Annotated in this window: 9 protein-coding genes and 1 pseudogene; 7 read left to right on the top strand and 3 right to left on the bottom strand. The window is 70.7% G+C overall.

All coding sequences use genetic code 11. The features are described 5' to 3' along the window. Positions 1-3: 3 nt before the first annotated feature. Positions 4-1,725 carry a prenyltransferase/squalene oxidase repeat-containing protein gene (locus tag ACWGIS_RS07815; protein WP_453361502.1) on the bottom strand — a complete coding sequence of 574 codons (1,722 nt, stop codon included), beginning with the start codon at positions 1,723-1,725 and terminating at the stop codon, positions 4-6. Then, positions 1,722-3,035 carry a phenylacetate--CoA ligase family protein gene (locus ACWGIS_RS07810; RefSeq protein WP_453361501.1) on the bottom strand — a complete coding sequence of 438 codons (1,314 nt, stop codon included), beginning with the start codon at positions 3,033-3,035 and terminating at the stop codon, positions 1,722-1,724. The genes ACWGIS_RS07815 and ACWGIS_RS07810 overlap by 4 nt, the downstream gene beginning before the upstream one ends. Before the next feature lie 182 nt (positions 3,036-3,217). On the opposite strand from ACWGIS_RS07810, the gene ACWGIS_RS07805 reads away from it, so the two are divergent. Beyond that, positions 3,218-4,429 (top strand): AMP-binding protein, encoded by a 1,212-nt coding sequence (locus ACWGIS_RS07805; protein WP_453361500.1) that lies wholly within the window; start codon positions 3,218-3,220, stop codon positions 4,427-4,429. A gap of 92 nt (positions 4,430-4,521) precedes the next feature. Then, a complete protein-coding gene (ddaH, locus tag ACWGIS_RS07800) occupies positions 4,522-5,400 on the top strand; it encodes a dimethylargininase (RefSeq protein ID WP_453361499.1) in 879 nt (292 codons plus the stop codon). Positions 5,401-5,483: 83 nt separating this feature from the next. Here ddaH and ACWGIS_RS07795 read toward each other — a convergent pair. Beyond that, a pseudogene (locus ACWGIS_RS07795) lies at positions 5,484-6,341 on the bottom strand (LysR substrate-binding domain-containing protein); the annotation flags it as partial. A 377-nt stretch (positions 6,342-6,718) separates the two neighbouring features. Between ACWGIS_RS07795 and ACWGIS_RS07790 the strand changes: the two are divergent. The 5 genes from ACWGIS_RS07790 (at position 6,719) to ACWGIS_RS07770 (ending at position 12,582) form a co-directional block, all read left to right on the top strand. Next, on the top strand, positions 6,719-6,946 hold the full coding sequence (locus ACWGIS_RS07790) for a hypothetical protein (RefSeq protein ID WP_453361498.1): 228 nt from the start codon (positions 6,719-6,721) through the stop codon (positions 6,944-6,946). 120 nt (positions 6,947-7,066) lie between these two features. Then, the gene (locus ACWGIS_RS07785; protein WP_453361497.1) at positions 7,067-8,320 is read left to right on the top strand and encodes a helix-turn-helix domain-containing protein; all 1,254 of its coding nucleotides are present in this window, start codon (positions 7,067-7,069) and stop codon (positions 8,318-8,320) included. 238 nt (positions 8,321-8,558) lie between these two features. Continuing rightward, positions 8,559-9,023 (top strand): helix-turn-helix domain-containing protein, encoded by a 465-nt coding sequence (locus tag ACWGIS_RS07780; RefSeq protein WP_453361496.1) that lies wholly within the window; start codon positions 8,559-8,561, stop codon positions 9,021-9,023. 74 nt (positions 9,024-9,097) lie between these two features. Beyond that, positions 9,098-9,718 carry a hypothetical protein gene (locus ACWGIS_RS07775; protein ID WP_453361495.1) on the top strand — a complete coding sequence of 207 codons (621 nt, stop codon included), beginning with the start codon at positions 9,098-9,100 and terminating at the stop codon, positions 9,716-9,718. After that, a complete protein-coding gene (locus ACWGIS_RS07770) occupies positions 9,715-12,582 on the top strand; it encodes a M48 family metalloprotease (protein WP_453361494.1) in 2,868 nt (955 codons plus the stop codon). The genes ACWGIS_RS07775 and ACWGIS_RS07770 overlap by 4 nt, the downstream gene beginning before the upstream one ends. The last annotated feature ends 641 nt before the right edge of the window (positions 12,583-13,223 follow it).

The following is a 13,223-nucleotide window of genomic DNA, read 5'->3' as shown; positions in this document are numbered from 1 at the left end:
TTGCTAGGACAAGACCAGGTCCGGCAGGGAGCCCGTGGGGCCCTGCTCGACCCGGCGCCGCAGCAGCGTGCCCAGGCAGTCGGCCAGCGGACCGCCGGTGGCGGGTGCCAGCGGGGTCCAGGCGGTGCCGTCGGCGGTGTGGACGCGGTCGACGAATCGGCGCAGGTGTTCGGGGTCGATGGCGATGCCGAAGAGGTCCGCCGTCGCCACCGCTTCGTACGTCGACAGCAGGTCGGGCATGCGCGAGCCGGTGTCGGCCCAGCCTCCGCCGCGCACCCGGTGGGCATCGAGGACGGCGCGCACGGGAGCGTCGTCCTGGTGGCCGAGGGCGTGGCGGACCCGCAGGGCGCGCAGGCGTGCGCGTGCCCCCTCGCCGGGACCGCGGGTGACGAAGCCTTCCAGGGCGTCGGTGTCGAGGACGTCACCCGCCTCGGCGTCCAGCAGGCGGATCACGGCGACAGCGGCGGCTGTCGACAGGTGGTCGGAGCCTCTGCCCTCCCAGAACCCGAAGCCGCCGTCGGGGTTCTGCAGGGAGCGGAGCCAGTCGAGGAGGTCGGCACGCTGCCGGGCATGGCGGGCGGGGTCGGCGAAGGCCCCGGCGGAAAGGCCCCAGAGGGTGCAGCGGATCTCGCTGCCACGGCCGGGCATGTACATCAGGCCCGCCTCGTTGGGCAGTCGGCACCCTTCCAGCCAGTCCCGGTGGGCCGGTGCGGCGGGATCGTCCGGGTGCGCGAGGACGGCGGCGGCGGTGGTCAGCGCGTCGGCGGCGAGGGATGGTTCGCGGTAGGTGTAGCCGCCGTCGGGGCAGGCGAGTTCCGCGATCCTGCGCACCACGTCGTCGGCGATGTAGGTGAGGTCCGCGCCGACACCGACGAGCGCGCCCACGGCGCAGAAGGAGGCCCACACGTCCTCCACCGGATAGCCCTCCCACCGCACGAACGCCCGCCCGGGGCCGCGCAGCGAGCGGATCCACGGTTCGATGTCGTGGGCGGGCAGTGCGCCCAGGATGCGCAGGGCGGCGACGGACCGGTAGGTGGCCCACATGCACGGCGTGTCCGCGTCCGGTGAGAAGCGGAAGCCGCCGGCGGGGGCCTGCTGTTCCTGGATCCAGCCGATCAGGCGCGGCAGGTCCCACGGGGGGCGTACGGGTTCCTGCGCGTTCAGCGCGGCCCAGGCGGCGGCGCCGTAGTGGCAGGCCCGCACGTCGGGGGTGGTGTGGCCAGGGCTCCAGGAGAGGCCGCCGTCCGCGGTCTGCAGACCGCGGAGCCACGCCAGCAGGCGTTCCCGGTCGGGTACGGCGGAGCGGGCCGGGCCCAGGGTGGTGCGGGTGGAGAAGTGGGTGGCCCACACCTCGGCGTCCTGGCCGGGTGTCATGGCGTACGCGTCGCCGGTCCAGGTGGTGGCCAGCCACGCGGCGGTCGCCTCCGACTCGGGGACGGGACGGCCGAGGTCGGTGAGCGCCTGGGTGCAGTAGAAGGTGGCCCAGGCGTCGGAGGGCATCCCGACGGACCAGGCGTAACCGCCGTCGGCGTTGCGGCGGCCGGCCAGATAGCGGGCGGTGGCCTCGGGGTCGGTGGCGTCGGATGTCCGGCCGAGCCAGGCGAGGGTGCGGGTCGCGGCGTAGGTGCACCACAGGTCGGGCTCGCCCAGGACGGCGCCGCCGGCCGGGCGGGACAGGTCCGGGGCGGGCCGGAGGGGCACGGGAGCTTGGGCGGGGGCGGTCATCGGGTGCTCTCCACGACGCGTACGTTGGTGCGCTTCCAGCTCTTCTGCGACCCGCCGCTCTTGGTGGTGGAGGGCAGCGCGTTGAGGAAGGCGACGCGGTCCCACGCGAGACCCAGCCGGTCCTGGCAGGCCCGCTGTACGGCGTCGGCATCCGCGGCCTCGGCGGCGCGATCGGCTCCTGGCGCCCGTTCCAGAAGCAGCCGGGCCTGTGTGCCGGCCTCGTCGAGCTCGACGAGGTAGCCGGTGGCCGTCGTCAGCCCGTAGACGATCTCCTCCACGTCGTGGATCGCCAGGTCGACGCCCCGCACGTGCAGCCCGTCGCTGGACCGGCCGCGGACGACGATGGTGCGGGCGGGGGTGCCGCAGTCGCACCGGTCGCTGCTGACCTCCACCTCGTCTCCGGTGTCCAGGCGCAGCAGCGGCCGGGCGTGCAGGTTGAGGGGGGTGACGACGAGGCGTCCGGTGCCCTCGGCGGGCAGGGGCGTCGTGCGCTCCCCGTCCGTGAGCTCGAAGTAGTGGGCGTGGGTGAGCAGATGGAGCTTCCCGGCCGGGCAGGTCGCGGCGAGGGTGCCGGTCTCGGTGCTGCCGTAGCTCACGTCGTAGGCGACGGCGTCCCACCAGGCACCCAGCCGGCTGCGCAGGGCCGGGGTGCTGACCTCGCCGAGGAGCATCAACTTACCGACCACTCGGAGTTCGGCAAGTGTGCCGCGCTGGCTGAGCAGGCGGGTGAGCTGCATCAGTACACCGGGGGCCGCGAAGACCGCGGTGGGCCGAAGGGTGGACCAGAGGCCGGTCAGGCGGTCCCAGTCGGAGATGCCGGTGGCGAACGGGTACATCCGGGTGTGCGGGAGTCCGAGGTACTCGCAGACGCCGACGATGAGGTCGGCGACGGGCACGATGTCGGAGGGCAGCAGGATCGCGACCCGGTCGTCGGCGCTCAGGACGGGGCGCCATGCCTCGGCTACGGAGACCGTGTTCCAGACGATGTCCTCCAGATGGCGCGGGGTGGGGGTGACCCGGCCGGAGGTGCCCGTGGTCTCGTAGTACTTGGCCGCCTCGGCCAGCTCCCCCACCGCGAAGCTCCACGGGTCCCGCTTCAGGCGGTCCTTAGGGGTGACCGGGAGCCGCTCGAAGCGGTCCCAGGAGAACGCCCCGACGTCCCGGAACGCCTGCGACTTGGCGGCTCGCGCCCATACCGCGGACAGCTTGCGAGTGTGGAAGTCTCTCGTGGGTGGGTGCCGGCGCGCCCGCAGGGCTTCCTCCTGCGCCTGTCGCAGCAGTCTCAGTCCCGCCTCATCACGGATCAACATGCTTTCTTCCCAACTCGCTGTGGCATGTGGGCAACTCATCGAAGCGTGCTTCCAGAATTCAGCCACAGCCGCTGCGGCACGTCCAATAACCATCTCGAATCAACCCGCGATAAGCGGCACTGATCACGTGAGTGGGAAATCCGCTTGGACAGCCGATCACGCAGCCGGGCCTACTTGTTGGCATGACGAGAAACGAAACGGCGCTTTCGGTTCCCGCGCTGCTGGAACGCATGGCGGAGATTCCGTCCCTCAGTGAGCGGTACGACGACGCGCGGACCCTCGCGCAGCCGGAACTGCACGATCTGCCGATCCTCACGAAAGACGATTTCCGTGGCGCTCTCGCCGATGTCCTGCGCGTCGCACGCTCGCGGCGGCACGGTTCCATCGTCCTGGGCAGCGGCGGCACCACCTCGACCCCGAAGCTGAGCTTCATCGCCAGCGGCCAGCTGATCGAGGCGATCGCCGCCGAGTGGAGCCCGCTGGACCACCGGGACGTCCTGGTGAACTACGACACCCCGGGCCGACTGTCCTCGTCGCACAACTTCTTCAACGCGGTGGCCCACCAGGCCGGCGCGGTGACGATCCCGCTGGGCGCGGTGGACGAGGCCCAGCTCGGCGAGTGGCTGGACTTCGTGGGGCTGCTCGACGCGACCGCCCTGAACGCCACGCAGAGCCAGATAGGGAACCTGCTGGAGTTCTACGAGCGCACGGACCGCACTCCCCCGGCCTTCAGGAAGCTGCTGTGGACGGGCGAGCCGTTCGGCGACCGGGCGCTGGAGATCGTCCGCCGGGTCCTTCCGGACGCGGAGCTGCACGGTGTGTACGGGTCGACGGAAACCTGGGTGATCGGGCACAACGGCCCCGCCTGCGCCCTGGACACCTTCCATGTGATGCCCTACCAGCACGTCGAGCTGGTGGACGGGGCGATCCTCGTCACCAATCTGCACCCCGAGTGCGTCAACCCGGTGGTGCGCTACCGGCTCGGCGACCTGGGCGAGTTCGTGCGCTGCCCATGTGGCCGGGAGGACACCGCACTGCGGGTCGTGGGCCGCGACGACCCGCAGATGAAGTTCCTGAGCATCCTGGTCACCCCTCAGGAGATCGTCGAGGCGACCCGGCTGCACCCGGCGGTGCGGGACGTGCAGATCGCGCTGTTCGACCACGGCTCCCCCGCGGAGCGGATGGAGTTGCGGATCAAGACCGCCCAGGACGCCGACCCGGCCGAGGTCGAGGCGGAGGTGCACCGCACGGTCCTCACCCAGGTCTACCGGCTCGGCTACGAGGTGGAGACCGAGGCGCCTCACGCGTTCGCGGTGCGGGCGGTCGAGCGTTTCACCGTCAACGAGCGGTCGAACAAGACGCCGCTGGTAGTCAAGGACAGCCCCCTGACCTGACCGCCCACAACGACCACCCGTCTCCTCCCCTCCCGCGCGCCGAGGACATCCGCCCCGGGGCCCGACCGGCCCGACCCGAGAGAAGAGTTGCCATGGCTGAGCGCAGTAACCGAACCGCAGTTCCGCGCCGCTATCTCATGTGCCGGCCCACACACTTCGACGTGACGTATTCCATCAATCCGTGGATGCATCCCGAGAAGCCGGTCGACCGCGAATTGGCCGTCCTTCAGTGGGAGCGCCTCCGCGATGTCTACCTGGAAATCGGGCACACCGTCGAAATGATCGACCCGATACCCGGTCTGCCGGACATGGTGTTCGCCGCGAACGGCGCCACCGTGGTGGACGGGCGCGTCCTCGGCGCCAAATTCCGGAACGAGCAGCGCGCCGCCGAGGGGCCCGCCTATTCCCGGTGGTTCCGCGAGAACGGATTCTCCGAGGTACGGGATCCCGAGTTCGTCAACGAGGGCGAGGGCGACTATCTCGTCACCAGGAGCTGGCTGCTGGCCGGTTGCGGCTTCCGTACCGACCCGGCCTCGCACCAGGAAGCCCAGGACTTCTTCGGCCGCCCCGTCATCGGTCTGCGCCTGGTGGACCCGCGCTTCTACCACCTGGACACCGCGCTGGCGGTGCTGGGCGACGACGAGATCATGTACTGCCCGCAGTCGTTCTCCCCCGGCAGCAGGGCGGTGCTGCGCCGGCTGTTCCCCGACGCCCTCCTGGTCTCGCCCGAGGACGCCGGGGTCTTCGGCCTCAACGCCGTCTCCGACGGGTACAACGTCGTCCTGCCGCAGGCGGCCACGCGACTGGCGGAGCAGCTCGCCGGGCGCGGTTACAACCCGATCGGCATCGACCTCTCGGAACTCCTCAAGGCCGGCGGCAGCGCCAAGTGCTGCACTCTGGAGATCCGCACGGCCGTCTCGGGGGCCTCGGAGCGGGCGGCGGCGCCCGCCCTTACGGCCTGCGTGGTGTGACGTCGGCGCTTGGCCGCCTCGGCGGGAGCCTGCTGCTCCCGCCGGGCGGGGCGCGGCCGCTGGTCCGTGGCCGAGGCCATGAAGGACAGGAAGGTCCGCAGAGCGGACTTGGTGTTGTCCTTGCGCCACACCAGGGCCAGCGGGACGGTGGGAGCGCCCTCCAACGGGCGCAGTACGACGCCGGGCACGTCGAGCAGGGCTACGGCGTCCCGGGTGACCAGTGTGACGCCGTGTCCCTGGGCGACGGCCATGAGCATATGGACCTCGTCGGGCTCCTCGCGGACGATGCGCGGGGTCCGGCCCGCGGGATAGACGGCTCGGATGATCGACTCCCACAAGCCGCCGGTCTCGCGGGGAAAGTAGACCAGCGGATCGTCGGCCACGTCCGCGAAGCGGACCGTCGGCCGGCCGGCCAGCGGATGGGCCGCGGGGAGGGCGAGGAGAACCTCCTCGTGCCCCACGCCGAGGAGCCCCAGATCCTGTCCCAGGTCCACCGGCGGCCGTACGAAGCCCACGTCCAGGCGGCGGGCGCGCACCCGTTCCACGTTGAGCGAGCTGTACCCGGCCGAGGTCCGCACGTTGATGTGCGGACGAACCGCACGGAACGCCGAGGTCAGCTCGTGGGCTTGGCCCAGGCTCGCGGAGGCGGTGTGGGCGAGGCTCAGGGTCGTGTGATGCCGGTCGACCATGTCACTGGCGAAGCCCGTGACCTCCTCGGCATGTTCGACCAGGCGCTTCGCCTTGGGCAGGAGCTCCTCGCCGATCGCGGTCAGCGACACCAGTTGGCGCGAGCGGTGGAAGAGAGGGGCGCCGATCTCACGTTCCATCACCTTGATCGCCTGGGAGAGGCCGGGTTGCGAGATGTGGAGTCTCTTCGCAGCTCTGCCGAAGTGCAGTTCGTCGGCCACGGCGATGAAGTACGTGAATGCTCGAATGTCCACGGGATGCAACCTCCGGCGCCGCACGGCGCCCGTAGCGGTGAGGAAGGGGCCGTCCCGCTCGCTCGCGCGTCGGCCGGTCGGGCCGTGCACGGCCGGCGATCCGGTGTCCGGGCACACCGAGAGGGTTCCGGACGCCTCGTGGATACCTTGTCCGCCCCCTCACGGACCACTCCAGAACCCCCGCCCCCAAAGTCTCCAACTAGTTCAACATGAAAAGTAGGCAAGCTAGTCAAGTATTGTCAAGGATTGACTTCCTTCACCACGGACCTCTAGCTTCGATGCGCGGCCACGCGCCGCCGAAGAGGACGACGACGGTACGGACCGACCCGCAGGGACCGGTCCCCCGAACGCACCCGACTCAGGAGAAAAGAACTGCCATGCGCCTCGCCCCCAGCCTCACCGTTCTGGCCACGCTCGCGGCGACCACGCTGCTCACCCTTACTTCGGCCCACGCGGAAGGGGCACCCGACCGCTTAGCCGCGACCGACGCGGTCCGGGAGATCGAATGGCCCGTGCGCGACTCGGCGGCCCCACTGGAGATCGAGTGGCCCACGCCCGGCCCCGCGGTCCCGCTGGAGATCGAGTGGCCCACCCCGACTCCATGACCGGAGCGCCCCGCCCCGCCGAGGACCGGGCACCCCACCACACCCGTTCCTTGACAGCTCGAGTAAAGGATCGCTAATGTGTTGACAATTCGAGGACGGGGCTGTTCGTAAGGAAAAACAATGCTTGAACAGCCGGCATTCGGCCGTCGCCTCCGCCAGCTCCGACAGCAGCAGGGGCTCACGCAGGCCAGCCTCACCGGTCCGCGCATGTCGGCCGCCTACGTGTCGCGTCTGGAGGCGGGCTCCCGCCCGCCCACACCGCAGAGCGTGGTACTCCTCGCCGCCAAACTCAACGTTCCTGTGAGCGCGTTCGACGAGGTCGAAGCCAGCGGGCTCTCGGACATCCTCGTCACCACGGCGGCACTGTGGGAGTCGGCCGCCAAGGACGAACTCCGGCGCCAGCTCGAACAGGCGCTGGAGACCGACACCGACGCCGACCCCTCCCTGCGGTGGCAGGCATACGCCCAACTCGCCAAGCTCCTGAGCGAGGAGGGCCACCGCCGGGAGGAGTACGACACTCTCCGGCGCCTCGTGCGGGTGAGCGAGGAGCTCGGCCATCCCGTGCTCCTCGTTCACGCCCGCCTGCGCCTCGCTCGATGCCAGCGGTCGCTGGGCCGCATCGACGACGCACGCGCCACCGCCCGCGAGGGCCTGTCTCTCGCGCAGGAGGTCGGTCTCGGCACCGACGACGGGACCCGCCTCAGGATCCTGCTCGTCTCCACCGCGGCCGAACTGGGCGACCTCGCCGAGGCGAAGCGACTGAGCGACGAGATCTGCGCCTCCCTCGATGACCGCACCGGCTCACTCGCCGCGGAGGCCTGGTGGGCCGCGGCCACCGTCACCACCCGCATCGGCGACCACAAACGCGCGGGCCTGCTCCTGGACAAGGCACTCTCCGCGGTCAGCAGCCGCGAGGACCTCTCCCTGTGGGTACGCCTCCACCTGGCGGCCGCCGCGCTCACCCTCCAGGCCGCTCCCCCGCGCCTCGATGCCGTCGAGCGCTACCTGGCGAAGGTCAGGCCCGCCCTCGATCTCGTCGGCACCCCGCCGAACCAACAGGAGTACACGTTTCTCGCTGCTCAACTCCACTACGCGCGAGGCGACTTCACCGGAGCCCAGAGCCTGTGCGACACCATCGAACAGGACCCGCTCCTGCTCGGCTACCGCGATCAGATCCGCTACCGCATGCTGCTGGCCAAGATCCGGATCGCGGAAGGTGACGCCTCGGCGATCACGGACCTCACCGAGCTAGCGGAGCAGGCACAGAACGCGGAGATGATCGACCTGGCGGCGGAGGTGTGGCGAACGGCGGCACAGGCCCACGCGAACCCACCGGTCGAGCGACGGACTCCGAGAACTATCGAAGGGGTGTAGCTCGGCTCTGTCGAAAGCGCGGCCGCCAGGCGGCTACGGGTAGCGACACTGCCGCGTGCACACGCGATGTGGCAGACCGGGCCGTGCCGTGGACCTGTGTTCAGTGCCGTGGCAGGGCACCCCACGCCCCTACCGTCGCGGGCTGGCGCCCGGCCACAGTCGACAGCATGGATCGTGAGCACAACACCGGCGGGAGCGGCACCGAGCTGGGGCGTTACCTGCGTGCCAGGCGGGCCAGGTGTCCCCCGAGGAGGCGGGCCTGCCGACCGGCGCCGGGCCGCGCCGTACCCCTGGGCTGCGCCTCGAGGAGCTGGCCACCCTGGCCCGTATCAGCGTGGACTACTACGCACGTCTGGAGCGCGGCGCGGAGACCCGCCCCGGCCCGTCCGTGATCGACGCCCTCGCCGCCGCGCCACGTCTGGGCGACACCGAGCTGGAGCATCCGCGCAGCCTGGCCGCCCGCGCCGCCGGCACGGCGCCGACGCCGTCGCGCGCGCCCGGCCGCAGGGTGCGACTCGGCACCAAGCTGCTCCTGGACTCCCTGCGGCCCAACCCCGCCCATGTGATCAGCCGTACGGGAGACCTGCTGGCGTCCACCCGCTCGTACTGTCCACGAGGTGGTAGGTGTCCCTCATGTCGACAAGCAGGCCGTGGGGTCACATCCCGGCAATATCACCAGCACTCCTTCTATGGGCCCTTATAGGTAAAAACGCCTGAGTAGCGCACCCGACTTCATACCGTGTCTGCCACATCAGTTGTCTGCTCGGGGGGTGGAGGTTGTCGACACGGCTGCCGGAAAACGGCCAGCGGGTCGTCGGGGCGCTCGCGCGGAAGGTCGTCGCGGTCCGGGCGCCAGGCGAAGTGCCGGCCTTCGGGGTGATGCGCGATGAGTACTTCAGACGGGGCATCCGGTTGGACCGCAGGGGCCGGGACACGCTTCTCGGCATCGGGGTCGAAACAGCGGTGGTGCTCCTGAGCCCACTGGCACTGGAGGTCTGCCGACGCCTTTGGGACACGCTCTGCGCGGAGGCCGCGGGGGCGACCGTGCGGGCAGGGCGCGCGAGGGCCGAGGAACTCCTCTCCGGTCTGCGCTCACGATTCGGCGCGGAGGCCGGTGAGGAGCCAACGGTGACGTTCAGCCCCGAACATCTGCGGGAAGTCCACCGGCGGGTCCTGCAGCAGACGGGAGCCATGGGCCTGCCCGAGGAGCAGCGGCGGCTCTTGGCGGATGCCGTCGTCGGCGCCCTGCAGGGCCCTCACGACGATGCGGTTACGCCCGGCACCCTTACGGCGCAGGACGCCCCGCCGGCTCCGGGCACGGCTGAACAGCCGGGCGCGGACCCGGAAGGGCCGGCAGCGTCACCCGCTGCCGAGCAGCCGAGGGGCGAGCACACGTGACCGCACCAGAGACAGCCCGCGACGGCGCTCCGCCCGGTGCACCCGCGACCGCCGCCGCGGGACAGAAACCGGTGCGCCGCCGAAGCGGGTCCGGGCCGCCCGTCGAGACGACGTTCCTCTTCGTCCTGCTCCTCATCATGATCACGCTCTCCTGTTCGGTGTTCCTCTCGACGCTGCTCACTCCCGCCCCGGAGGCACTGCGGCACGGACGGGTCCTCACCCAGTGTCTGGAGCAGATGGGAGAAAGCGTTGCGGCCAAGCCGCCGGCCGGTCCACTCGATCTGCAAACGGTCATCGATGCGTACCAGGGTGAATCGCGACGGGTGGCGCAGTGGGGGCAATGCATGGCCCCGGTACGACATCGTCTGCTCGCGTACCAACTCGGCGGTCTGGGCGCCGTCTTCGGCACAGGTCTGTTCCTCTATCTGATCCATCCCGCGTGGCACGAGCGCCGCCGAAGGCTGAGCCCCCTGTCCGCCGACGACGCGGCCGACCTGCTGGAGGAACTGGAGCGGCTGCGACGGCTGGCCGGCCTGGGCCGTCTGCGTTTCCGCCTCGAACCCTTCAACGCGGTGCCCTGCGCCTTCGTCTTCGGCCTGCCCCGGCGGCGCACACTGGCGCTCAGCACAGGTCTGGTGGTCCGCCACCGGACCGACCCGCCCGCTTTCCGCGCGGTCGTCCTGCACGAACTGGCACACCTGCGCAACCGGGACATCGAGCCGACCTACCTCGCCCTCACCCTGACAGCGTCCTTCGGCATGGTGCTGGGGGCGGACTCGGTGAACCGCCTCGTCAGCTCCGGTCCCCTGCGCCTCTTCGTCCTCGGCCCCGTGGCGCAGGCGCTGCTGCTGGGCGTCCTCACCCTGCTGCTCCTGGCCGCCCTGGTGCGCTCGCGCGAGTTCCAGGCGGACGCGCGGGTCGCCGAGTGGGAAGGGGACGCGAGCGCCTTGCCTCGCGTGCTGCGGGACATGCCCGCGCCGCGCCACCGAGTGGTGGCAGGCCTGCGCACACTGCACCCCACACCGGCCGAACGGGCGCGTCGATTCGCAGGCAGGAGCCTGCCGTTCGGACTCGGATACTGGGGCGGTGTCGGCGCCGGGCTCACGGCCACCGTGACCCTCCTGGGACTGCGAGGCCTGTCCGTCCTCGGCAACGTCGTCTTCGTACCGTTGTGGATGAGCGCGGTTCCCGGCGTCTTGGTGGCGGCGGTCGTCGTGGTGGGCCGCTGGCGGTACGAGTCCGCCCACCCCGAGGGCGCTCCCCGCCGCATGTGGCCCTACGGTCTGGGGCTGGCCACCGGCACGGTGCTGGGTCCCCTTGCCTCCCCCGACTCGTTCATCGCCCGGACGGACCCGCATGATGTCCTGGTCTGGATCCCGGGATGGATCATCCTGGTCCTCCTCGCGACCGTACCCACGCCCAGGCTGACCGCCGAGGCCGTGGCCTGCTGGCACAGGATGACAGCGAGCAGGGCGGTGCCGTACTCGGGGCGGCACCTGCCCGCCGCGCTCGTGTGCGCGGTCGTGCTCGCAGCCGTGGGCTACACCTTCCTGACGCAGGCCGTCCTGGTGGGTCAGTCCGTGGTCGGCCTCGACGACAACCCGGCGCTCGACATGCTCAGGCTCGCGGCGTCCTACAACGCGCCGGTCACCCTGATCTCCATCGTGGTGACGACAGGGCTGGCGCCGTTGCTGCTGGCCATGGCAGCGGTGATGGCGGTGCTGTCGGTCCCTGCCGTGGTGTGGCGCAGGTGGCGCACCCCACCGTCGCTCCCGGCACGGCCGGAGGCACTGCCGGGAGCGACGGCAACCGGGGCCGGCGAGGTCCGCAGATCACTGCGCACCGCGCTGACCGGTGTGGCGCTGCTGATGGTGTTCCTGCCGCTGACCTCGGCGCTGGGCCACCGGCTACCGCTGGTGGAACGCTGGCACACCGAATTCTTTGCGCGGTTCTACTTCCTGCACATGGCGGCCGCTGTCGTCGCCGTGGTGTCGACCGCCCTGGTGGCCACTGCGCGGGCCCGGCACCGGCCACTCGCCCATGGGCTGCTGACGGCGGCGGTGTCCGTCGCGGCGTCCAGTGCGGTCGTCATCGCACAGCTGACCCTCGGCAACTGCGTGGACGTCCTCGAGGGGCCGGTGTCCGCCCGGGAATGTCTCACCCCGCCTGTCGGGGCCGGCATGTGGGTTGTCGTCCAGGTTCTCCTCGGCTGGACCGCGGTGGCCGTCGCGGTGCTGCTGCTGCCATGCGCGGCGCTGCGGGAGCGGGCCCTCCGCACCCGTGCCGCCTTGGTCGGCGACGGTGCGGCCCGTAACCGTCCCGAGGCCGGTTCGCGGACGCCTCGACGGCGCCTCGCAGCGCTGGTCGTCACGGCGGCCACCGCCCTGTCCGCGGGGGCAGTCACGCTCGTCGAGCACAGCCGTGTCGATCCCGCGTATCTGACCGGGGTCAGCATCGGCGACCACGGGTGGGTCGACGGTGGGGACTTCCGTATGCACCTGGCACCCGGCTGGTACGAGTTCAGCGGCACCACGGCACACCCGGCAACCGGACAGAAGACGGTGCAGGCGCAGATGGGGCTGCTCAAGCCGGGCTTCGGTCAACGAGCCAGGGTATGGATCGGCCGCACCACGCGCTGGCCGATCGACGACGTGGCCCCGTCGGTCCTGGCCGAGGGCGGACACCGCACCACGATCGCCGGAGCACGGGCGCTGGTGTTGGACGTGCCGGACAAGAATCTGCACATCGTCCTGATCGAGAGGGGAAGCGAGCAACTGCGCCTCGAACTCACCGACCATGAGAGCAACTTCGCAGACACCACACACAACTTGGACGTCATGCTGTCGACGTGGCAGTGGACGTAAGACGGCCAGCCGCCAGTATGCGACGCTCCGCTCTCACCGACACCGGCCGCAGCCTGGCGGCATCCCGGCGACGTCCCGGCAAGACCGGGAGCGTGGAGCATGCGACGTTTCACGCTCGCGGGCGAGTGGTTCATGTGCATCGACAGTTTCGCGCAGCACAACTTCAGCTCCGCCCCCCGCGGTCTCCCTCTCCGTACAGTGCGCATCCGAAGCTGAGTTGGACCGCCTCTTCGCGGCCCTTGCCGAGAGGGTGCCGTGCTCATGCCGCTGGGCGACGCCAAGTTCGGCCGGGTCAACGACCGGTTCGGCGTCTCGCGGCAACTGAAAGCTGTCCGCACAGTGCGCCCCGTAGACGTCCGAGGTGTCGAGCAACGCCCTGCCGTACATGCGCGAGGCCGGCCGTGGCCGCATCATTCAGTTGTCCAGCTACGGCGGTCAGGTCGCCTTTCCCGGCAACTCCATGTAGCACGCCACGAAGTGGGGCATCGAGAGATTCTGCGAGTCCGTCGCCCAGGAGGTCGCCCCCTTCGGGATCGGGGTCACGATCGTCGAACCCGGCGGCGCCCGCACCGAGTTCCGTTACGGCTCGGCGCAGGTCGCCGACTCGCTCCCGGCCTATGAGGGCAACCCGGCGCACGCCT

Source organism: Streptomyces sp. NPDC054842, from assembly GCF_053611025.1.
The sequence above is the reverse complement of the archived record's forward strand: the minus strand, read 5'-3'. Positions and strand labels throughout refer to the sequence as shown.